This window comes from Methanosaeta sp. UBA458, assembly GCF_002496085.1.
Lineage (GTDB): Archaea > Halobacteriota > Methanosarcinia > Methanotrichales > Methanotrichaceae > Methanothrix > Methanothrix soehngenii.
Window position 1 is genome coordinate 1 of sequence record NZ_DAIK01000066.1, and the last position, 20,555, is coordinate 20,555.

Consider the following 20,555-nt stretch of genomic DNA (forward strand, 5'->3'; position numbering starts at 1 on the left):
CTGAAAGCTCCGGTCTTTAGGCTGGAGTAGTTTACGATTACGGACGAAGACGGCCGGAATGTGGCTGTGCCCCTGGACCCCAAAGTCGTCGATCATCGGCAGTATCCTATCCACATGCAAAGCCCGGTACTGGAGGACGGGAATGCCTGCCTCATCCAGCTGCTGTCTCACATCCTCTTTTAGTGGAGGCACTCCCTCTACTGCTGTCTTTTACCAAAAAGCCTTCCTCCGTTTCATGAACAGATACAGAAAGAATGGCACTCCCATAAAGGCGGTCATGATCCCCACCGGCAAAATGACCGGAGCCATGATGGTCCTGGCCACCGTGTCCGCACCCAATAGCAGCAGGGCACCGAAAAGCCCTGATGCCGGAAGCAGGAACCTGTGATCTCCCGACACAACCATCCTGGTAATATGAGGAGCCACCAGGCCGATGAAGCCGATGGTGCCGGTAAAGCAGATCACGCTGGCGGTGATCAGAGCGGCCAGCATCATTCCCGAGACCCTTACCAGCTCTACGTTGACCCCCAGGCTCTTGGCGGTCTCGTCTCCGGCTCCCAGGGTGTTGATGTCCCAGGAGAGCCGCATCAAAATCAACGAGCAGAGCACCGTCACCAGGGCGATTATGCCCACCTTGTCCCAGGAGGAGCGACCGAGGCTGCCCATCATCCAGAAGACCACCTCGTGAACCTGCTCTGCATGGCCCACATACTGCAGAAATGAGGTCATGGCGCTGAAGAGGTACATGATGGCGATGCCAGCTAGGACCATGGTCTCCGGGCTGATCCCACGGTACTTGGCCAGGCCGTAGACCGCTAAAGAGGCCATTATGGTGAAGATGAAGGCATTGCCGACGATCAGATACTCGCCGCCGATGAAACCTGCTCCGAGAATTATCGCCAGCGATGCCCCAAAGGAAGCAGCAGAAGCGATTCCCAGAGTAAAAGGACTGGCCAGAGGATTTTTGAGAATGCCCTGCATGGCTGCTCCTGCAATGGCCAGCCCCATCCCTGCAAAAATGGCCAAGATCACCCGGTGCAGCCTCAGCTTCCAGACGATGGTATCCAAGAAGTCTGTGGTTTGAAAGTAGTCAGGAAAGAACCTGGCCAGTATGCAGGAGTAAACCTGAAACGGTGTTATATGGGCCGAGCCAAGCGTCACTGCGACTCCTGCCAGAGCCACTATTCCCAGCAGCGCAGCGACCAAGACCAGGAATTTGCGTTTCAGGAATCTAGCGTACTCCTCCTTAAGATCCATTTCCGGCAAGGCTATGGCAGCATGAGATCTCTCCATTTAAAGCACCACATCTTGCTCTCTAGGAAGCTGCCTCTTGGTTTGGCTTGCCAGGCGATGGAGCGGTGCTGTTGCGCCATTCCCCTCCATCCGGGATCCGGGCAAAAGAGACATCCTCTGTTGCGGCATCATACTCTTTTTCGTCCACCAGGTCTCCAGTGGGATCATACAGCATTATAGCGTCACCCTCATTTCCCTGATATACGCCGCTCTCAGAGACGAATATGACCAGGAATTCTCCAGGGCCTATCACAGTCCCATTGGGAATCGAGTACTCTGTGGGCGTCGACCGGAATACCTTATCTTTAAGAGAGTATCCGCTGACATCCACGGACTCGTTTCCGGAATTGTAAAGCTCTATGAATTCATCATCCATTCCCCCAACCTGTCCGTTGTCGTTCCAATCCGTGGCTGGATTGGCCAGCATCTCATTGATCAGCACATCAGCACCAGCCAGGTTTACCAGCAGGAGCATCGATAGCAGATAGATTGAATATCTCAATTTAAAGCCTCCTAAAATATATTTTATAATTAATTATTTAAATTTGGCAAAGGCTTCCTTGGTATGCCCAACGAATATCTCGACTATGCCGTCGTTCTCACCCATTCCCAAGAGATTGTAGTCGATCTCGAATCCTTCCTTCTCCAGCATGCTCTTCCAGGATTCGGACTCATTGCCGGTGAGATCGTTTAAAGCGTGATCTCCTGCCACGACCATGAAGGGGATCAATCTCGCTTTCTTCACGCCCGATTCATTCAGGCGGGCCAGCACCTCATCGTAGCCCGGATATCCCTCCACTGTGCCCAGGAAGACGTTCTCGTGATCCTCTGCCAGTATGTTGGCCATCTGGGAGTAGGCGCTGTTTGCCGAATGCTCGGTTCCATGCCCCATATAGATCACTGCCATCTGCCCGGCATCTCTGGGGCTGGAATGAGGAGTTCTCTCCGTTCCAGTGGTATTCTGCTCAAACTGGCTGGCAAGAGCTCTGGAGACGTTGCGATAATCCACGAAATTCATGAGCAGGGGCTCGCCAAGGACCAGATTCCGAAAGCCGAACTTTCCCTCAATCCCCCTTACGCTCTCTACGATATTGGCCAGGTCGTGGAACTCCTCGCCAGGTATCACATGCAGCGACTGGACTACAACATCAGTATAACCTTCATCGTTGAGATGAGCAAGGGCGGTGAGAGGATTATCTATGGTGACATTATCCCTATCCAGCAGCTTTCTCCGGATATAGTCTGAGGTGAAAGCGATCCTTACCTCCGCCTGGGGAAATTCCTCCCGATAGACTCTCTCTATGTTCTCGTAGGCTGCCTGGGCCTCAGGATAGCTGGTGCCGAATACCACCAGAAGTATAGCCGGATCTTCCTTGGCAGGCCTGTCCATGGCCCCGTATGAAGGAACCACAAACGCCACGGCGATCAATGCCGCCAGTCCTAATGCTATCTTTCTCATATGACGCACCTATTCAAATAAAGTTTATTTAAAACAAGAGAATTGGTTATAACATAAAAGAGTTGCGCTGAATTGATCTGATATAAAATTTTTCAAATTGTGAAAAAACGTTGTTCATCGAATAGGGCTGGAAAATAGAATAGAGACCGACTACCGGCAGGAGAGCGGCCAGATGGTCTCTAAGGCTTGGACTGCAATCTCTCGATCTGAGCACGAACCGCTTTGAGCTCCTCCTCCAGATTCCTAACTACTGCCTCCAGATAGTCTCTCTCTTCCTCCGGGGTGGTCTGGCGAAAAGGCTCTGCTGGGATGTATCCATAACCCCTACCATAGCCCATGCCGAAACCGGCTGCCCGGCGACACCAGGGATTGTAATATCCTGCTGCTCTATTCCCACGAGAGCCCATCCACCAGGGCCCCGTACAATCTCCCCATGGCATATGTTTTGCACCTCAATAGTAACTTATGAGATAATATATTTAAAGATTTCTGTTTCGCAAGGTTGAAATACCGCGCCATGCATAACAGACGAGCATGTCTCCCTGTCGAGGAAGAAGAAGGGGCCGGCGCTGGATATCAGAGGTCCCTCAGGTAAGGAGCTTTTTGCCTGAGGGCTGCCCCAGAGTGGAGGCCGTATCCATAACCTTAGAGGAGCTGGAAGCGGTGCGACTGGTGGACCTCCTGGACCTGGACCAGGAGGAAGCAGCATTCTACATGGGAATATCCAGGAAAGCCTTCTGGAATGACCTGATGAACGCCAGAAGGAAGATAGCTGCGGCCCTGGTCTACGGCATGGGCCTGAGAATCGAAGGAGGCAGCTTTGCCCTGCGAGGAGAGGAGGCATCAACGACCGCGGACTCCCAGGAACACCACAAGGAGATGGCGCTGATGGAAAGGGAGATCGCCCTCCTTGGGTCGAGGCTGGAACACCTCAGCAGCAGAGTGGCCTCCCTGAAGGGCGAAGAGATGACCGATTCTGGGCCAGCGTCGAAGCCGAGATCGGTCTCGAAAGAGGCCGATCAATGAATAGCTCATCCTTTCTAAGGCAGTCATCCTGCCTTTTTCACCTCTATCACAAAGCCGTCTTCCACTCCCCGCCCTGATTCACTCGCAGAGAGGAGTATTGTTGAGCATAGCTCACGGTCTCAGTCCAGTTCTTATGGAAGGGCGTCCACTGCATTGCAGCCAGAGAGCTTACTCTGAACTCAGAGCTGCGGGGCTCCTCGCTGGGCGGATATCCTCCCCGGGGATAGACCGCTAAGGAACCCAGGTATGGATTCTTGCCCAGATGAATCACATCGGGGCGTGAATAATTCAAATAAGGATAGCTCTGGCTATGGGAAGGAACGGGCATATAGAATATCGGATCTGAGAAATAGGGTAATATCGAGCTGCGGTCGATCGGTCCCACATATCCGCCCTCCAGCCAATCGGCTGATGATGAGCCGACCAGGAGGGAAAGAGCAGCAAGCACCGTTAAAGGAAAAAGAATTCCGCCATTCATAATCATTCTCACCTCTGGCCATTAACGCGCCTATTAGATTTAATCCTATTTCTCCAAAGAATTAAATAGAAGCTCTCATAGGCTCTTTATTCTGCTGATGAGAAAGAGATCGAGAATAACCTGGTGTTGACATGAATCCATCCCCCTCAAATAAAAACAGCAATGATAGCTGTGACGGCGTTTGCAGCTCATGCGCCGAGAAAGAAAAGTGCGATGACCCAAAAGCCCAGCAAAATAAGATCAATGACCGACTGAGCAGGATCGGGTACAAGATCGCGATTGCCAGCGGAAAAGGCGGCGTGGGCAAGAGCACAGTTACTGTGAACCTGGCTGCCGCCCTAAGAAGCCTGGGCTATAAGGTGGGAATCCTTGACGGCGATATCACCGGCCCGGATATACCCAAGCTCCTGGGAATCGAAGACCAGAAGCTAGTGGCCGGCCCGTCAGGCCTTGAGCCTGCGGATGCCGGGGGCATCAAGGCCATCTCCATGGCCCTGCTCCTGAAGAGCCGGGACTCGCCCGTGGTCTGGCGGGGCCCCATGAAGATGGCGGCCTTAAAGCAGTTCATAGAAGAGGTCAACTGGGGAGAGCTGGACTTCCTTTTGGTGGACCTGCCCCCAGGAACCAGCGATGAGCCCATTAGCATTGCCCAGCTCATTCCGGGTCTTGACGGGGCGATCGTCGTCACCACCCCGCAAGAGGTAGCGCTCCTGGATTCTCGCAAAGCAGTCAACATGTTCCTGATGATGAATGTGCCCATGCTGGGCATTGTGGAGAACATGAGCGGATTGATCTGCCCCCACTGCGGCCAGAGAATTGAGGTATTCAAGACGGGTGGAGGGGAAGAGGCAGCCAGGGAGTTGGGTGTGCCATTCCTGGGAGCCATCCCCCTGGACACGGAGATTGGAAGCCTGGGAGATATGGGAAAGACCTTCGCCAACAGCAAGACAGCTGCCGCCAAGGCATTCGAGGAGATCGTAAAGTCTATTCTGGACCGTCTGGAAGCCCAGCAAGCGAAGTGACCACTCCCACCAATAAATTGGCGAGCATCTAGGCTTTCGCCACAGACTGTAGCCCCAGTCTGAGAATGTTTATAGCGGCGTTATGGTCCCTGTCCAGAGTCAGACCACAGAAAGAACATCTGTGGACTCTTTCTGATAGATCTTTTTGAACCACTTGACCGCAACCAGAGCATATTTGAGATGTGCCATTGGGATTCACTAGTTCGACACGTTTACCGGCCCATTCTGCCTTGTAAGACGTGGTAGTTATCAGTTTGTTCCAAGCAGCATCTGTAATATGCTTTGCAAGACAATGATTCTTGACCATGCCCTTGATATTCAAGTCTTCGAAGGCTATCAAGTCATAGGATTTAACCAGAGATATGGAGAGCTTTTGAACAAAATCATCCCTCTTGTTGGTAATTCTTTCATGAACCCTATGAACCACTTTTAAGGCTCTAGCCCTTTCCGGTGTTCCTTTTTCTGCATTTGATAGCTTTCTCTGAGCCTTTGCCAGAGCATTTTCTTCATGAACAAAGAATCTTGGATTATCTACCTGCTCGCCATTGGATAGGGTGATGAAGCTTTTTAAACCCACATCAACGCCTATTGATAATCCCGTCTTAGGAAGAGGTTCATCTGGTTCAACTTCAACCAGGAAGGATACAAACCATTTCCCAGTAGGCATTCTTCTGATATTAAGCCTCTGGATTTCTCCATCTACAGCTCTATGAAGCTTGATCTTGATATCTCCGATCTTGGATAACCATAGTTTGCCAGGCTTCAGGGAAAAGCCTGATTGAGTATAGGTGAAGCTATCGTACCTGCCATAGCCCTTGAACCTGGGATATCCTGGGTTTTCTCCTGCCTTGACTCTTCGGAAGAAGGCTTGATAGGCCAAATCAACTCTTTTGACGACTTCCTGTAGAACCTGAGAATGGACTTCCTTCAATTCGGGCTTTTCTTCTTTCCATCCTGGCAAAAGCTTCTTGGTATCGTAATAGGAGAGAGATTTGCTTTCTTGCTCGTAAGCGTTCATCCTGATGGCTATTACTTCGTTATAGGTCCATCTGCAAAGCTCCAAGGCGTCATCCATCTTGGTTCTCTGAGATTTTGTAGGATAGATCCTATAGCGAAGCACCTTCAGCAAATCACTTCACCTTTTGCATCTCTACATAGCGTTCTATTACATCTTTGGTCGCATCTCCACAGGTGCCAACATAATAAGACGGATTCCAGAGATGTCCATCCCAAAGCTGATCTCTTAGTTCAGGATGCTTTTCAAAGAGCTTCTTTGCCGTAATGCCTTTGAAGATCTTGGCAATGTTGGCAGGAGCAAATATAGGATGAGCCGTCACAAAGAGGTGAACGTGATCGGGCATAATCTCCTGATTGATCAATGTAATACCCTTCTGCTTTGCTATCAATTCATGCAACCAATGAAGGTCTTCGGCGATTGAGCCAATAAGAACCTTCCTTCGATACTTTGTTGACCATACGAAGTGGTAATACACATTATAGACGCATCCTCTTGCGCGTATCCAATGCCCTTGTTTATTCATACTGAACTATACATATGGTGACCATATACATATATATCTATCGGTAGGCACGGGCTGTATCCCGCCTTTGAAAAAGCGGGGATTAGCCCTGAGTTCGTCCTAAAAAAAAAAGGAGCTCGGATAGAGAGGGGGATGTGTCGGTCCATCCTCTTTTCTGGGGCAGCAACCCTTAATTTTCTTTCTGAGTCACAAGATATTTAATTGATAAAGCTAATTGTTATACTGTCAAAAAGCATAGATAATTTTCCAAGGAGGTTTCGAAAATGGACAAATTTCTGGGCATAGTAGAGGGTGGCAGATTCTCGATTTTGTTGCCCCGCCCTCAATGCTGCACCGTCAGGCTTACACGAATAATGAAGCCGGCATCCATAGCTGAGGAGTTGGTAGCATCACATGAGATAAATCTGGCTGAATACGAAGGCAAAGCCATTATGGTAACCGGTTCTCTCCCTGAGCACAAGGGATGGCTATACGAGGCCTCAGTGATAGACCAGTCCGGCCCTATATTGACCGAGGTCGTTAAAGAGCTGTTCAGATAGAGCCCGCTTATTCTGGGCTCGCAATCGATATTTCCTATCTTTTTTGGCTTGACTGCAAGGCCCATCTCCAGCGCAGATCGACCAAAATCATTAAATATTTAGTCGTATTAGCTCTTAATTAGGCCTCACGCAGGCGGTGTTGTAGCCAGACACAATCGAATAAAAGCCGGCACAATTTCAAATGCTGAAAGGATCATCCTCCCAGGACAAATGTGTCGGCCCACCCTCCTTAACTGCATCCGCCGTCTGGAAAAGAGCATATCAAGGCACGAGCGAAAATGATACGAAGGAGGGCGCATTTCTTGTCATAGGTGATTATATGCCATATGAAAAGAATAACGTAATTTTAATTTGCATGGCAGCGCTTGCCGCATGCCTGCTTCTCAGCACTGCATCTGGACAGGCGGATTTCCTGGAAGGGGGATATGTCGCCAGCGGTGATCGTTCCATGGCCGACCCAGGTATATCCGGCATGCTTCAGTGGTTGGATCGGCCAGTCAATCTGCCATGGTACAGCTCCGATTCCAGCTTTTATAAGCGAGCAGCGCCTGATACCACCTTCTCACCCTATAAGGAGTACTATACAGCCCTTGGCTCGGCCGCGGGGACTGCTGCCGGCAGCGGGATCGTAAGCAATCCAGCAAAATATGATATCGCAGAGAAATCCCCTTCAAGCGTTTACTATGGTAGCGGTGCAGGATTGCCATTCTCTCAGTACTCAGCATCGGTGCAATCGCAGACCAACGACCTATGGATCCAGGGAGAGTCCAACTGGACCCAGTATGTGATATGCCCCACGGGAACCTGGTTGCAGCTGATCGCCCACGCCCCGGCTGCGGGAACCGCAGGCTTCTATGAGATGGTGCAGACGGATACCACCAGCTCGAAGTTCAGCACATATCAATTCGGCCAGGGCTACAACAGCATGAACTTCCAGGCAAATGAGATCGGAAGGCATATGCTCTACTTCATAATAGAAAGCCAGCCAAGCAATGTTGTCATCATAGATGTTCTGGCCCAGGCATAAAGGCGGATAATAAGGATAAACAGCGCTGGATAGAGAACAATCAAGTTGATGGCAGATGAGCCTGACTGAGGCTCACCCTCACTTTTATCGACTATCTCCATCCAATCCCAGCCAGCCATCTCTAACAAGCGGATTTATATCTTGAGCGGGCATGGTTTTTTCTGATTTGGCAGGCCAGCAGGGATTGCAGATGATGATAGACATTGTATCACCGGGAACATACACCTACGGCTCCCTGGTTTTGGGCGGGGTGCTGAGGGACAGAGGGCATGATATAAAGATCACCAGAAAGCTGGAGTCCCGAGGTGAATCAGTCCTCCTCAGCCTCTTCTCCACCCTTCAGCTCCTCGACCCAAAGATCCGAGATTTTGTGGCTGAAAGAGGGAATGTTTGCGTGGGAGGTCCGGTGAGCCTCTGCCCGGAGATGGTCTTGGGTGAGCTGAATCCCAAAGCGGTGGTCAGCGGTGAGGGTGAGGATATAGTGGCCCCGCTAGTAGAGAACGGGCCGGAGGGGCTGGCAGGCGTAGCCTATCGTCATCAGGGAGAGATCATAAAGTCGCCCCCAGAGCCCGTTAGCTCCTTGGACCATATCCTTCCCCTCATTCCAGATGACCTGGGCCAGCAAAACGTCCGAGGAGCCAACGTCTACATCGAGACCCACCGAGGATGCCTGGGAAGCTGCACCTTCTGCCAGGTCCCTCGCTTCTTCGGCCGGAGCATCAGAAGCCGGAGCATCGAGAATATCGTGGATGAGGTGAAGGAGATGAAGCGCCTGGGCGTGAAACGGGTAGCCATAAGCGGGGGCACGGGATCTCTCTTCGGCTATCGCAATAAGATCAATCGAGAGGCTTTTGTGGAGATGATCCGTTCCCTCTCCCAGATCCTGGGCAAGAGGAATTTATCCGTGCCGGACATGAGGGTGGATCTGGTGGACGAGACAGTGCTGGAGGCGGTTCGCGACTATACCATCGGCTGGGTATTCTTCGGCCTGGAGAGCGGGAGCGACAGGATCCTCAGGGCGATGAGAAAAGGGGTCACAGTGGAGGATAACCTCCGGGCAGTGGAGCTTGCCAAGAGCCTGGGAGTGAAGGTAGGAGGCAGCTTCATTGTGGGCTATCCCGGCGAGACCCGGGAGGACTTTGAGGAGACGATGAGCTTCGTGGAGGAGTCGATGCTGGATGACGTATTTGTGAGCATAGCCGAGCCGATACCTGCAACCCCCCTGTCTACACAGGTCCTGAACATGCCAAAAGATGAGCTGGCACTCTACCAGGAGCATCAGGGAGAGTATCAGGCCCTCCGGCTCTCCGAGGCGGAAGCGCGCTGCTTTGAGCTGATGCTGCAAGGAGAGGGATGCAAGCCTGTTCCCAGAGCGCTGAGCCAGGATCTTTACAATGCCTATCTGGATGAGAGCCGGGGCCAGGGCAGGGACATCAAGAGGGTCATCGACCTCCTGGAAAAATACCGGGATGTACTTCTCCATTAATCTTATTATATATTAAAAGCTTTTTTCGCGTGATAAAAAAAAGAAAAATGGTGCGTAGGTCGATTGACCTACACAGCGGGCATAACCAAGGATCTCTCGCCTGCAGCGCGGAACTCGCGTGCACCGCCCTTGCCGAAGCAATCGCGGACGTTGGTAAAGTCGAAGACCAATCCGGGGTTGGCGAAGGTGACCTTGATCAATGGGTTCACGGCGAAGGCGTCCATGCGACCGGCATGTGCGGCGCTGGTGATGCCTGCGTACTCGCCCTGGTGGCCCACGTTCATGGCGTAGTTCGGGTAGTTGGCGCCCCTCAGCTCCAATGGGTTGCCCTCGTCTGACTGGTAGGAGAACACATTGGTTGGACCGCACTGATCCTGCAGGTCGTAGCCGAAGAATCCCAGTCTGCCCCAGGCTTCCTTGTGCAGGAGCATGGAGAGATACCAGCCGGCCAGGCCGATCTGGGAGTGACCAGTGGCGATGGCGGAGGTGATACCGGATGCGGCTGCCAGAACAGCTGCCCTCTGGGACCCGCCGAAGTGATCCTCAAGCAGAGTGGGGAAGGCCTCGTACTGCTCAATGCCGTACAGAGTGACCTCAGTGGCCAGCTCCTTGGCGACATCGATGGTCGCGGGTGCCTTGGCGAATCCTCCGAACTTGTCGTTGGCGTAGTCCACGCCGTAGTAGGAGAAGTCATCCAGGACATCGTTGGTGTAGGCAGCAGTGGCGTACTGGGTGAAACCGACACCGCCGGACATGTAGCTTCCCAGCCAGATCTGATCATAGAACATGGAGCCTGCGGCGACCACGTTCAGGGATACATATACTGGATCCTGGGGCTTGACCCTGGAGGTCTGGACCATATCGGACATGAAGCCGAAGGAGATACCGCCGGGGTTGTTGGGTCCGCGAGCGCGCCTTGCGGGCAGCATATCGGACATCTGCAGGACTGCAGCGTGCTTAGCAGCATAGGCCAGGTCGGCCACAGCGGCCTCACCGGCGCACATGTTGTAGGCATCGATGAAGGTCATACACAGCTGCATGGCGCTCCATCTGGATGTGGTGCCGCCGTCGCAGGTCCTGACGACGATTGTCGGGACGTGGATGGCCTGCCAGGTGGTCTTGCCGATAGCGGCCTTGAGGGCCTCAGCCTGATCCTCGGGGAACATCTTGTTGATGTCGATCTTGTACTGGTCATCTATCTCATCGGCCAGAGCATCGTCGCCGGAGAAGACACGAACGTTGCAGTCATCTACCAGGCCGGGGTGGGTCTCCACCATGTGCTCCTGAACCACAGCTGCGCCGGGCATGGCGTGGTTGAGGATCTCCAGGTAGTTGTTGATGGTCTCAGGTGTGACTTCCTTGCCCAACCTCTTCTGCAGCACCTCATGGGCCATGTCCAGGCCGACCACAATGGTCCTCCTGATATCATCCCAGAACTGCTGCATGGCTGGATTGTTAACGAAGTGCAGGTCGTCGCCCTCTACCACATACTCAGTGGAGGAGAGCTTATAGGGCACGAGCTGCCTCTGTCCAAGAGGAATGCCGCCAGCGTGGACATAGGGGTTGTAGCCGGTCATGCCGCGCTTGCCCTCGAGCTTCTTGGCGTACTCCATGAACTCCCGCTTGCGGGCATTCTGTTCAGGGCCTAGCCTCTTGTACTCGACCTTCTGGCTGGCCAGATCGAAATCCTTTCCGAACTTCTTGTTCAGAGCCTTAACGAATAGCTTCTTAGTGTGCTTAACTGCCATTTAAATCACCCCTCTTACTCCGGCCTGTAGCCCCACTTGCTTCTGCGCTCCCACATGTGGTGGGTCATCTCGATGGCCTCGTCGAACTGTCTGGCGCCGACCTTTCCACCCATGGGTACACCATCGAACCTGAAGATGGTGGTTCTCTTCTTGGCCTCGGCCTCGGACATGGGCTTGCCCAGGTTTACCTTCTTGTCCAGAGGGATACCTACCTGGTCCTTGACACCGTAGACGTTTCCATCGCTGCCCAGCTCGGTCCTGGCCAGCATATCGAACTGCATGCCGTTCTCTTCCAGCCTCAGGGAGTGGCCGTGCACAGTGCAGCCCCTCATGGAACAGAGGGCGACATCGGTCATCTCGCTATCGTACTGGGCCTTGGTGTAATCCTCAATATCTCTCTCCCTGGCCTCGATGATCTGCCTGCCGGACAGGGTGCCTGGATCGCAGCCCTTGCAGTTGATTGCTCCCCAATAGGACCTGAAGTAGGGGATAGAGGGGGCGAAGTACATGGAGTCTGTCCACTGAGAGTACCTGACGCGGTCACCTGCGGCAGCACCTGCGGTGGGTGCCACGATCTGCCTTATGGGGCAGTCTGGCTCGCCCATCTCCTTGAGGGGTGGGTGAGTGCTGGAGTAATCTGCGCCGGGGGCTCTATGGCCCATGACGGCTACGACATCCGCCTCAGGGATATCTCTTAGCTTCTCGACATTGCCGGACATGTGCTTTCTTCTGTTGATGCCAACAGAGGTGCTTCCGGGATAAAATTGTGGTGTGTATGCCATAATTATCTCTCCTCATCTTCCATAGTCACTTTAACTTCAGACAGAATGGCCAGCTTTTCCTTCCTGGCCTTGGGATCGATCAGCCCCAGGAGTCTCTTGTCCTCCACATCGCCATATTTGGCATAGTCCGAAAGAGTGGGACTGTTGCGGAAGAACCTGCCGCGTTTGATCTGAAAGGAAAAGGGAAGCGCTCGCTCACACGCTGCCTCGAGGCCGGGCATGTATTTTTCGCTCTCCAGCTCCAGCCTCACCCTTCCAACCTTCACGCCTAACTCGAAAACCTGTCCAGCTACCTCTATCAGCAGATCTTTATGCTCATCGATGGGGGTGCCTTTGCCTGGACCGTAGGGAATTGTCCGGGGCAGGTTGGGACCATGGATCATTATCCTGGTTATCCCCCCATTCTCATAGATCGCGTTCAGCAGCTTCTGAGCCGTAGCAGGCATGAGATATCTCTGTGGTGTTATCTCGACCTGTATCGATTCCGTGCCTGATGGAGTGACCATTATTCCGCCTTATACAGCCTCCGCAACCGATACGATCGGCTCACGGAATTCTTTGATCTCTCCGTATATGGCGCCTACCAGTCCGGATGTCATCTCAGGAGTGAACATCTGGGTGCCGGCATCTAGCGCTACTGCTGCAGCCACGCAGGGTATGGCAAATCCTCTGGAGTGCCTGGTTACCACGTGGTTGCCGTTGAACACACCGGGGCCGCCGCCGCCATAGATGGAGTGGCTGAAGAACGAGAAGCCGACGGCAGTTCCCATTACCCTGCCGAAGTCGCATCCGGGCAAGGCGGTCTCCTTCTCGATGATATCGTTGAAGTAAAGCAGTGTTGAGGACACAGCCTGGGCGCCTCTGAGGGAGCCGCAGTTGACCATGGTGGCTGCCAGAACGCCTGCTGCGGCGTAGGCATTCCACTTGGATACATCGTTGGCCTCATACATGACATAGCCAGAGGGCAGCTTCTTGCCGGCCTTGATGACCTTGTCCTCAATGGCCTTTCCAACAATGCTCTGCACTACAGTGCCGATGGTTCCAGTCTTGCCGTTCGCCTTGACGGTCTCATAGACCATGTTGTTGGCGTTCAGGCCCTGGTATGCCATGCCCAGGAGCTGATGGCGCTCGAATATGCCCATGGCATTGCCCATCTCCATCTCACCGATCTGCTCGTAGATGGATGCAAGAGCGGCTGCGTTCATGGCGTTCCTCTTGGTGATCATTGCCAGGTGGTTGGCCATGACGTTCCTGAGTGCGAATCCCAGACCCTCATCGTTCTGGGGGATATTCAGAACAGAAGCTACATTTCCACCGTTCATGCCCACTGTCTGCGGGTACTCGCCCCAGACGGAGGCGTGGACCATTGGAGCCTCGACGATGCCTACCTTGAACTGCTGGATCAGAGCCTCAACCGTGGCCGATGCGGCGCCGGTCAGTCCCACGACGAACTCAGAGGCAGCGTTGACCCTGGCGGTGGGGACCTGGACGAGCAGCTGCTTGCCGCCGCCGAGGATCTGCACATTAGTATCGTCGCCGGGGGCAACCTGGAGCAGAGTTTTGATCTTCTCAGCCAGGGCACCTGCATTGGCAACAACATCGTAATTGAGCTCCCGTCCCTTGATCTGCCTGCGGCCTCCGGCTACCTTTCCAGTCTTCAAGGCACCTTCGACGCCGGCCAGATTGACGGCTACAGTTCGCTTTGTGAGAGAAATAAGTCTCTGCATGGCCGCGTTCTTGAGAGGGCTGACGGCGCTCAGGTCGACGTCGCTCTTCAAAAGAACTCCGCGGTCGCTATATAGGTCTATCTTATCAGACACGTTCTTTATCCTCCTTTACCTTTTTAGCAGCAAGACCGAAACGAAGGATGACACTGGAGCGATGGCATGACAGCCAAGTCTAAAAGGTATCATGCCCAGCATCCTCACAGTTCGTTACAATCTCCCGCCTCTTTCCTCATTGCATCATTGATACTTAAAGGTTTTGCGTGGTATTATTATTACTTATTATATTATATGAATCTGTGGACTTTGAGTAGATATAAACGAAAATTTTTTTAAATTAATTTTTATTAAAACATATCTCTTTAATTGTGCAATTCTATGCTTCTTGACATGTGGCCCCTCCACGGCATTCAGAGGAAACCTTTCCTCTTTTCTTGTATCGCGATTGCTGGTAGTGGTGATCCGATGAAGGAATATTATTTCAGCTATCGATAAATAGATATATGCTTTTAAAATAATTGATCTAAGTTCAATTTCACATAGGTATTCGAATTGATCTTCATGAGAGAGGATAACGCCGGTCAAAAGCGATTTTATTGAGGTATATCGAAATAATAAAAGTTAAAATTTGTAGAATAATCATGTCAGTTGGATCAAAAAACTTCATTATTAAATAATATACAGAATACCAGACTACGAAAATCTCAGATTCAGAATGATAGGAATAATAGCCCACCTGGTGAGAACGATTGACCGATCGGAGCGATTTTTTTACAGAAAAATTTAAATCGATGCCATGTTTTGCCTTTGAGGAATGCATCTCATAATAGCGGAGAAGCACGATGCTGCAAAAAGGATTGCCCAAATCCTATCGGGCAATAAGCCCCGACCTTACCGGATAGGTGGGGTTGAGGCCTTCAAGTTCGATGATAAGGTGGTGATGGGCCTATCCGGCCACATCGTGGGAGTGGACTATCCTCCTGGATACAACAACTGGCAGAAGGTGGATTGCAAAGAACTGATCAGGGCGGAGATAGTCGTCCGTCCCATCAATGACAAGATCGTCAATGCCCTGCGCTCCCTGGGAAAGGAAGCCGATCGCATCACTGTGGCCACGGACTACGATCGGGAGGGAGAGCTCATCGGAGTGGAAGCCCTGAAGATCGCAAAGGAGGCAAACCCTCGCCTTAGGGAGGACCGGGTCCGCTACAGCGCCATCGTCAAGGATGAGATCCTCAAGGCCTTCAAGAACGCCGGCAAGGTGGACTACGACCTGGCAGCCTCTGGAGAGGCCAGACAGATCATAGACCTGGTCTGGGGAGCAGCCTTAACCCGATATATATCTCTCACCTCCGGCCGTCTGGGCAAAGAGTTTCTCTCCGTGGGGAGGGTCCAATCACCCACCCTGGCCCTGATCGTCGATCGAGAGAAGGAGATCCAGTCCTTTGTCCCCAAGCCATACTGGGAGATATATGCTGACCTGGAACGTGATCTGCGCGTCCAGCATGCCCGGGGCCGCATCTGGGAGAAGGATGAGGTTGATTCTATCGTGGCCCGTCTGGGCCCGGTGGGCATCATCCGCTCCATCCAGACAAAGCCGCGCGTCGAGAAGCCCCCAGCACCCTTTGACACCACCAGCTTCATCTCCGCAGCCAGTGGAATCGGCTTTTCAGCGGCCAACGCCATGCGGATAGCCGAATGGCTCTACGTCAACGGATTCATATCCTACCCCAGGACGGACAATACCGTCTATCCCCCATCCATCGACCTGGTCGCCCTCACCCGTCTGTTCCTCAAGGGCGAATTCTCCAAAGAAGCGGAAAAGCTCCTCGGAGGAAAGATGGTGCCCACCCGGGGCAAGAGGTCGACCACAGATCATCCTCCTATCTACCCCACCGCTCCTGTCAATAAGAGCGAGCTGAAGGAGGAGCAGTGGAAGATATATGAGCTGGTGGTGCGCCGCTTCTTCGCCACCTTAGCCGAATCCTGTGTCTGGGATGCCACCAGCCTCAAGGTGGACATCGGCCCCGAGCCCTTCAGGGCAAACGGAGCGCGGCTGGTGGAACCGGGATGGAGGTACTACTATCCCTACAGCAAAGCAGAAGAGCGCATCCTGCCCGCCCTGAAAGAGGGCGAACGCCTCCGGGTCTTGGGCCACAGCGTCGAGGCCAAAGAGACCCAGCCACCGGCCAGATACGGCCAGGGAAAGCTGATCAAGCTGATGGACGAGCTGGGCCTGGGGACCAAGTCCACCCGCCATGATATCATCAGCAAGCTCTATGCCCGCGCTTATGTGCAGGGCAATCCCATGCGGCCCACAAACACCGCTTATGCCGTGGTGGACACCCTGCAGAAGTACGCTCCCACCATCACCAAACCGGAGATGACCCAGACCCTGGAGAAGGACATGACCCAGATCTCCGAGCAGAAGATCAAGGAGGATGAGGTGATAGAGGAGTCAAGGGTCATGCTCACCAGTGTCTTCGACGAGCTGAGCTGCAACCAAGAGGACATAGGCCAGTCGCTCAAGGACGGCCTGAGGACAGACAAGATCGTGGGGACCTGCGAGAAGTGCAATTCCGAGCTGATAATCAGGCGCGGCCACCGGGGATCGCGCTTTATCGGCTGCTCCGGCTATCCGGAATGCAGATTCACCCTCCCGCTCCCCAGGTCGGGGGCAGTAGTGGTAACGGATAAGGTCTGCGAGAAGCACGGCATGTTTCATATCCGCATCATAAACAAGGGCAAGAGGCCCTGGGATCTGGGCTGCCCCCACTGCAACTTCTTGGACTGGCAGGCGAAGAAGGCTCTGGAGTTGGCGGAGGGCAAGGAGAGCGGGGAAGGAAAAGGGGCAAAAGCGCGGCCGGCAAAGAAGACGGTCAGGGGATCAGGGGCCAAAGCTGCCAAGAAGGCCAGCGGGCCATCCAATGCTGATGGCGATGGGCTCGCCAGATTGCCGGGAATTGGCCCCAAGACCCTGGAAAAGCTGGCATCGGCAGGGATCAAGACATCTGGAGAGCTGGCAGGTGCCAATGCCAGGAGCCTCGCCGCCAAGACCGGCCTGTCCGAGAAGAAGATCGCCGCCTGGAAGAGCGCAGCCAAAGCCCTGAGCTGAGACGCGCTATATCCCTCATCACCAATTTTTTCGGCTTTTCAAAGATATGAAATTCAGGAAAGGCCAAGATGGCTATAGTTGCCAGCATGGGCCTGGCCGGATTTGAACCGGCGGCCACTCGGTTATGAGCCGAGCGCTCTAACCGGACTAAGCTACAGGCCCAGAGGAATGCGCCGCCAACAGGGCTCGAACCTGTGACATTCTGGTTGCTGCTCATTCAATTAACAGCCAGACACTCTACCATCTGAGTTATGGCGGCTCGACCACCACCCTGGATGCACAATGATTTAAGCCTTTTGATTAGAGAGGATATCCTATGCGCGTCCTGAAGAAAGATCTGCGTGGCGAGGAGGGCGAGATCGCCCTTCTTCCCGAGTCCCTGGATGACCTGTGGCACCTGCGCCACTTAGTGGAGAGGGGAGACCTGGTATTCGCCCTGAGCCAGAGAAAGGTTCCAGCGATTGCTGACAAGGCCAGGCCGGAGAAGATGGAGAGAAAGACGGTACGCCTGGGCGTCAAGATAGAAGATGTAGAGTTTCACATGTACTCCAACTGGCTGCGGCTGCATGGACGCATAGTATCGGGCATGGATGTGGGATCGTACCACACCCTTAATATCGAGGTGGGAACGGACCTGTCCATACTCAAATATCACTGGAGGCCAGACCTCCTGGCGCGCATAGATGATGCGGTGAAAGAATCGCAACGGCCCAAGGTGGTGCTGGCCCTGGTGGAGGAGGGAGAGGCCACCATAGGCCTTCTCCGCCAGTTCGGGGTGCAGATGGCAGCAGAGATTCGCATGAGCAGCGGCAAAGGGAGCGGCGAGGACACCCGGGCCTCGTTTATGAGAGGGGTGGCCGAGGCCATAGATAACGCCGCCGGAGGGGGAGCAGACGTGATCCTCGCTGGCCCGGGATTTGCCAAGGACGACCTGAAGAAGGTGATAGACTCCTCTTACCCCGACCTGGCGGGGAGGATCGCCATGGACGATGCCTCCTCAATTGGCAGATCGGGCTTCCAGGAGGTGCTCCGCCGGGGAGCGGTGAAAAGCGTCCTTGAGTCCAGCCGCATAGCCAGGGAGGCAAAGCTGATCGAGGAGCTATTCAGGGAGATCGCTACGGGCGGCAAAGCGGCCTACGGCATCGCCGAGGTGCAGAAGGCGATGAATTACGGAGCCATAGAGAGCCTGCTGGTCTTGGACGAATTCGCCCGCCGGGGTGATGTGGACGATATCATGCGACAGGTAGGCAATTCCCGCGGCAAGGTGATCGTATTCAGCTCTGAGTTTGAGCCCGGGGATAGGCTGGCCTCTTTGGGCGGAGTGGCGGCATTGCTCAGGTTCAAGATAGCATGATCAAAGGGGGATGAAATGACCAGATGCTGCAAGTGTCCTATGCCTGCCGTAATCTATCAGAAGTACTCAGGAATGCATCTATGCCAATCTCACTTTGATGATGATGTCCACCGAAAGGTAAGGGAGACAATTCGCCAGACCGGGCTCTTTGCCCACGGCCTGAGACTGGCTCTGGCCATGGATGGAGGAAAGGGCAGCGCAGTTATGGCCAATATCATAAAGGAGCTGTTCGCGAGGCGAAGGGATATCGACCTCGCCCTCCTGATCCTCGATGACCACGGCCCTGGCGCGAAGTCGGCCTGGATCGCCTCCCAGCAGCTAGGGCTGCGCGTGTCCATCAAAGCTCTGCCTGTATCGCTCCTGAATGAGAGGGTGGCGAGCGATCCAGCCCCAGATCCAATCAGCTTTGCTCAAAAGATGAGGATGATGACCGGACTCGCGAGGGAGATGGGAGCGAACGCTATTGCCACCGGCCATGACCTGGACGATATGGCCACGGAGGTATTCATAAGCTATCTGGAGGGGAATATCTGTGGGCTGCAATATGGACGGCAGGAGACGAGGCAGGAGGGATATGAGCAGGGAATGATCCCCACCATCCAGCCATTGCGGCGAATACCCGGCAAGGAGGTCCGGCTCTATGCCCTCCAGCATGGTCTGTGCTTTGCCGAGATGAGATTAGAGGACGAGCTGCATAAAGAGGCAAGGCAAGAGCTCTGCCGCTTTGACTCCCGCCATCCGGGAACGAAGTATTCCCTGTTGCGCAGCCTGGAGAAGCTGGATAAAGAGAGATCGGATCGATCTGGATCCCAGAGGAGCAAAGCCTTTAAGTGATGATGAAAAACAACCGAGAGGTGTGCCTCGGTAGCTCAGCTGGTCCAGAGCGATTGACTTGTAATCAATAGGTCGCGTGTTCGAATCACGCTCGGGGCTTTTCTTTAAAAAATTTAAAGTCGAGCAAATAAGGATTTAATCCTAAAATAATTAAGAAGACAAGAAAAACAATCAAGTCTGATTTCCCCTCCCCATCCGAGGGGCTCTATCCTTCCCCTGGATAAAATAGATAGGCTTGGCTCAAATTTTGCGAGCCGCCTTTCAATCCAGGGATATCGATATTGGGCAGAAATATCCACTTATGCCTTCTTCGTCCTTCTCACATCCAGTCTGGTCTTGCACCTGGGACAGGCCTTAGGTCGGCTCACCCGCGTCTCCCATGCGTAATGGCATTTAGGGCATTTCATTTGTTTCATATTAATACAGTTGTAATATGAGTATTAATAACTTTCGATAGTATATGATTATCCCTATTATGGCCGCAAGCGCAAAGCCTATAATTGAATAGAGAGGGAAAAGATAGAATTTCATGCACGAGATTTTGGAGATCCTTTACGAAAACGCCAAGGCAACACCTTCCGAGATCGCAGCGCTGCTGGGCAAATCCGAGGAGGAGGTGGCCCGGGAGATCAAAGAGATGGAGGATGCAGGCATAATAAGGAAATACATCACTCTGATCAACTGGGAGAAGCTCGACCAGAGCGTCGTCTTCGCCGTCCTGGAGCTGAAGGTAGCTCTGCAGAGAAAGACGGGCTACGATGCAGTGGCAGAGAGGATCGCCAGGTTCTCGGAGGTGGAGTCAGTGCGGCTGATCTCCGGAGGCCACGACCTGTCCGTTACCGTGCGGGGCAAATCCATGAAGGATATCGCCTATTTTGTGGCGGAGAAGATCGCCCCCCTGGATGGTGTCCAGTCCACCTGCACCCATTTCATACTCAAGAGCTATAAGGAGCATGGGGCTATCCTCACTGAGCAGCCCAAGCCCGAGAGATTGGTGATAACTCCATGAAGCAGCAGACAAAAAAGCAGCGCCTCAAGAATGTCCTCCCCTGGAATGCAAAAGATCACATCAATCAGTCGGTAAGGGATATGCCTCCCTCCGGGATACGCAAGTTCTTCGACCTGGT

Annotated in this window: 20 protein-coding genes, 3 tRNA genes and 1 pseudogene; 10 read left to right on the top strand and 14 right to left on the bottom strand. The window is 53.3% G+C overall.

Features of this window, described 5'->3' with window-relative positions:
• From BP822_RS04490 to BP822_RS04510, 5 genes and pseudogenes are all read right to left on the bottom strand, one after another.
• Nucleotides 1-192: pseudogene (locus tag BP822_RS04490) on the bottom strand (hypothetical protein); the annotation flags it as partial.
• A gap of 18 nt (nucleotides 193-210) precedes the next feature.
• Entirely contained in the window at nucleotides 211-1,293 is a 1,083-nt protein-coding gene (locus BP822_RS04495; RefSeq protein WP_013718611.1) for a FecCD family ABC transporter permease, read from the bottom strand.
• A 22-nt stretch (nucleotides 1,294-1,315) separates the two neighbouring features.
• The gene (locus BP822_RS04500; protein WP_048131772.1) at nucleotides 1,316-1,768 is read right to left on the bottom strand and encodes a lamin tail domain-containing protein; all 453 of its coding nucleotides are present in this window, start codon (nucleotides 1,766-1,768) and stop codon (nucleotides 1,316-1,318) included.
• A 60-nt stretch (nucleotides 1,769-1,828) separates the two neighbouring features.
• Entirely contained in the window at nucleotides 1,829-2,752 is a 924-nt protein-coding gene (locus BP822_RS04505) for a sirohydrochlorin cobaltochelatase (protein ID WP_273272173.1), read from the bottom strand.
• Between the two features lie 179 nt (nucleotides 2,753-2,931).
• Nucleotides 2,932-3,192, bottom strand: coding sequence for a DUF5320 domain-containing protein (locus BP822_RS04510; RefSeq protein WP_013718614.1), 261 nt, complete (start codon nucleotides 3,190-3,192; stop codon nucleotides 2,932-2,934).
• Between the two features lie 94 nt (nucleotides 3,193-3,286).
• On the opposite strand from BP822_RS04510, the gene BP822_RS04515 reads away from it, so the two are divergent.
• A complete protein-coding gene (locus BP822_RS04515) occupies nucleotides 3,287-3,778 on the top strand; it encodes a DUF134 domain-containing protein (RefSeq protein WP_273279102.1) in 492 nt (163 codons plus the stop codon).
• Nucleotides 3,779-3,824: 46 nt separating this feature from the next.
• On the opposite strand, the gene BP822_RS04520 is transcribed toward BP822_RS04515, so the two are convergent.
• Complete coding sequence (locus BP822_RS04520) at nucleotides 3,825-4,256, bottom strand: hypothetical protein (RefSeq protein ID WP_048131776.1); 432 nt, start codon at nucleotides 4,254-4,256, stop codon at nucleotides 3,825-3,827.
• 131 nt (nucleotides 4,257-4,387) lie between these two features.
• Between BP822_RS04520 and BP822_RS04525 the strand changes: the two genes are divergently transcribed.
• Entirely contained in the window at nucleotides 4,388-5,278 is an 891-nt protein-coding gene (locus BP822_RS04525) for an Mrp/NBP35 family ATP-binding protein (RefSeq protein ID WP_013718617.1), read from the top strand.
• 28 nt (nucleotides 5,279-5,306) lie between these two features.
• On the opposite strand, the gene BP822_RS04530 is transcribed toward BP822_RS04525, so the two are convergent.
• Together BP822_RS04530 and tnpA are read right to left on the bottom strand one after the other, a co-directional pair.
• A complete protein-coding gene (locus BP822_RS04530) occupies nucleotides 5,307-6,407 on the bottom strand; it encodes an RNA-guided endonuclease InsQ/TnpB family protein (protein WP_286858854.1) in 1,101 nt (366 codons plus the stop codon).
• Between the two features lies 1 nt (nucleotide 6,408).
• Nucleotides 6,409-6,819 (bottom strand): IS200/IS605 family transposase, encoded by a 411-nt coding sequence (gene tnpA / locus BP822_RS04535; protein WP_048131778.1) that lies wholly within the window; start codon nucleotides 6,817-6,819, stop codon nucleotides 6,409-6,411.
• Nucleotides 6,820-7,082: 263 nt separating this feature from the next.
• On the opposite strand from tnpA, the gene BP822_RS04540 reads away from it, so the two are divergent.
• The 3 genes from BP822_RS04540 (at nucleotide 7,083) to BP822_RS04550 (ending at nucleotide 9,871) form a co-directional block, all read left to right on the top strand.
• Complete coding sequence (locus BP822_RS04540) at nucleotides 7,083-7,358, top strand: hypothetical protein (protein WP_013718619.1); 276 nt, start codon at nucleotides 7,083-7,085, stop codon at nucleotides 7,356-7,358.
• Between the two features lie 355 nt (nucleotides 7,359-7,713).
• The gene (locus BP822_RS04545; protein ID WP_273279100.1) at nucleotides 7,714-8,385 is read left to right on the top strand and encodes a hypothetical protein; all 672 of its coding nucleotides are present in this window, start codon (nucleotides 7,714-7,716) and stop codon (nucleotides 8,383-8,385) included.
• 190 nt (nucleotides 8,386-8,575) lie between these two features.
• A complete protein-coding gene (locus tag BP822_RS04550; protein WP_349681844.1) occupies nucleotides 8,576-9,871 on the top strand; it encodes a methyl-coenzyme M reductase glutamine C-methyltransferase in 1,296 nt (431 codons plus the stop codon).
• Nucleotides 9,872-9,939: 68 nt separating this feature from the next.
• On the opposite strand, the gene mcrA is transcribed toward BP822_RS04550, so the two are convergent.
• Genes mcrA through mcrB form a run of 4 tightly spaced genes read right to left on the bottom strand, consistent with a single transcriptional unit; the run spans nucleotide 9,940 to nucleotide 14,221 of the window.
• Nucleotides 9,940-11,619 carry a coenzyme-B sulfoethylthiotransferase subunit alpha gene (gene mcrA, locus BP822_RS04555; RefSeq protein WP_286877820.1) on the bottom strand — a complete coding sequence of 560 codons (1,680 nt, stop codon included), beginning with the start codon at nucleotides 11,617-11,619 and terminating at the stop codon, nucleotides 9,940-9,942.
• A gap of 14 nt (nucleotides 11,620-11,633) precedes the next feature.
• Nucleotides 11,634-12,401 carry a coenzyme-B sulfoethylthiotransferase subunit gamma gene (mcrG, locus tag BP822_RS04560; RefSeq protein ID WP_013718623.1) on the bottom strand — a complete coding sequence of 256 codons (768 nt, stop codon included), beginning with the start codon at nucleotides 12,399-12,401 and terminating at the stop codon, nucleotides 11,634-11,636.
• A gap of 2 nt (nucleotides 12,402-12,403) precedes the next feature.
• Complete coding sequence (gene mcrD, locus BP822_RS04565) at nucleotides 12,404-12,907, bottom strand: methyl-coenzyme M reductase operon protein D (protein ID WP_013718624.1); 504 nt, start codon at nucleotides 12,905-12,907, stop codon at nucleotides 12,404-12,406.
• Nucleotides 12,908-12,916: 9 nt separating this feature from the next.
• On the bottom strand, nucleotides 12,917-14,221 hold the full coding sequence (gene mcrB / locus BP822_RS04570; protein ID WP_273279096.1) for a coenzyme-B sulfoethylthiotransferase subunit beta: 1,305 nt from the start codon (nucleotides 14,219-14,221) through the stop codon (nucleotides 12,917-12,919).
• Between the two features lie 718 nt (nucleotides 14,222-14,939).
• On the opposite strand from mcrB, the gene BP822_RS04575 reads away from it, so the two are divergent.
• On the top strand, nucleotides 14,940-17,240 hold the full coding sequence (locus tag BP822_RS04575; protein ID WP_273279095.1) for a DNA topoisomerase I: 2,301 nt from the start codon (nucleotides 14,940-14,942) through the stop codon (nucleotides 17,238-17,240).
• 87 nt (nucleotides 17,241-17,327) lie between these two features.
• On the opposite strand, the gene BP822_RS04580 is transcribed toward BP822_RS04575, so the two are convergent.
• Nucleotides 17,328-17,402, bottom strand: a tRNA-Ile gene (locus BP822_RS04580).
• A 9-nt stretch (nucleotides 17,403-17,411) separates the two neighbouring features.
• Nucleotides 17,412-17,499, bottom strand: a tRNA-Asn gene (locus BP822_RS04585).
• A gap of 57 nt (nucleotides 17,500-17,556) precedes the next feature.
• On the opposite strand from BP822_RS04585, the gene BP822_RS04590 reads away from it, so the two are divergent.
• The 4 genes from BP822_RS04590 (at nucleotide 17,557) to BP822_RS04605 (ending at nucleotide 20,437) form a co-directional block, all read left to right on the top strand.
• Entirely contained in the window at nucleotides 17,557-18,594 is a 1,038-nt protein-coding gene (locus tag BP822_RS04590) for an mRNA surveillance protein pelota (RefSeq protein ID WP_013718627.1), read from the top strand.
• A gap of 15 nt (nucleotides 18,595-18,609) precedes the next feature.
• Nucleotides 18,610-19,428, top strand: a complete 819-nt coding sequence (locus BP822_RS04595; protein ID WP_157863655.1) for a tRNA lysidine(34) synthetase — start codon at nucleotides 18,610-18,612, stop codon at nucleotides 19,426-19,428.
• Between the two features lie 24 nt (nucleotides 19,429-19,452).
• Nucleotides 19,453-19,527 (top strand) — tRNA-Thr (locus BP822_RS04600).
• Between the two features lie 430 nt (nucleotides 19,528-19,957).
• Entirely contained in the window at nucleotides 19,958-20,437 is a 480-nt protein-coding gene (locus BP822_RS04605; protein WP_013718629.1) for an Lrp/AsnC family transcriptional regulator, read from the top strand.
• Nucleotides 20,438-20,555 lie beyond the last annotated feature (118 nt).

Coding starts and splice junctions, on each gene's coding strand:
- BP822_RS04550 (WP_349681844.1), top strand. CDS start 8,576: ATGATGATAGACATTGTATCACCGGGAACATACACCTACGGCTCCCTG.
- BP822_RS04515 (WP_273279102.1), top strand. CDS start 3,287: ATGTCTCCCTGTCGAGGAAGAAGAAGGGGCCGGCGCTGGATATCAGAG.
- BP822_RS04575 (WP_273279095.1), top strand. CDS start 14,940: ATGCATCTCATAATAGCGGAGAAGCACGATGCTGCAAAAAGGATTGCC.
- BP822_RS04505 (WP_273272173.1), bottom strand. CDS start 2,752: ATGAGAAAGATAGCATTAGGACTGGCGGCATTGATCGCCGTGGCGTTT.
- BP822_RS04525 (WP_013718617.1), top strand. CDS start 4,388: ATGAATCCATCCCCCTCAAATAAAAACAGCAATGATAGCTGTGACGGC.
- BP822_RS04540 (WP_013718619.1), top strand. CDS start 7,083: ATGGACAAATTTCTGGGCATAGTAGAGGGTGGCAGATTCTCGATTTTG.
- BP822_RS04500 (WP_048131772.1), bottom strand. CDS start 1,768: ATGCTCCTGCTGGTAAACCTGGCTGGTGCTGATGTGCTGATCAATGAG.
- mcrA (WP_286877820.1), bottom strand. CDS start 11,619: ATGGCAGTTAAGCACACTAAGAAGCTATTCGTTAAGGCTCTGAACAAG.
- BP822_RS04510 (WP_013718614.1), bottom strand. CDS start 3,192: ATGCCATGGGGAGATTGTACGGGGCCCTGGTGGATGGGCTCTCGTGGG.
- tnpA (WP_048131778.1), bottom strand. CDS start 6,819: ATGAATAAACAAGGGCATTGGATACGCGCAAGAGGATGCGTCTATAAT.
- BP822_RS04520 (WP_048131776.1), bottom strand. CDS start 4,256: ATGAATGGCGGAATTCTTTTTCCTTTAACGGTGCTTGCTGCTCTTTCC.
- BP822_RS04595 (WP_157863655.1), top strand. CDS start 18,610: ATGACCAGATGCTGCAAGTGTCCTATGCCTGCCGTAATCTATCAGAAG.
- BP822_RS04545 (WP_273279100.1), top strand. CDS start 7,714: ATGGCAGCGCTTGCCGCATGCCTGCTTCTCAGCACTGCATCTGGACAG.
- mcrG (WP_013718623.1), bottom strand. CDS start 12,401: ATGGCATACACACCACAATTTTATCCCGGAAGCACCTCTGTTGGCATC.
- BP822_RS04590 (WP_013718627.1), top strand. CDS start 17,557: ATGCGCGTCCTGAAGAAAGATCTGCGTGGCGAGGAGGGCGAGATCGCC.
- BP822_RS04605 (WP_013718629.1), top strand. CDS start 19,958: ATGCACGAGATTTTGGAGATCCTTTACGAAAACGCCAAGGCAACACCT.
- mcrD (WP_013718624.1), bottom strand. CDS start 12,907: ATGGTCACTCCATCAGGCACGGAATCGATACAGGTCGAGATAACACCA.
- BP822_RS04495 (WP_013718611.1), bottom strand. CDS start 1,293: ATGGAGAGATCTCATGCTGCCATAGCCTTGCCGGAAATGGATCTTAAG.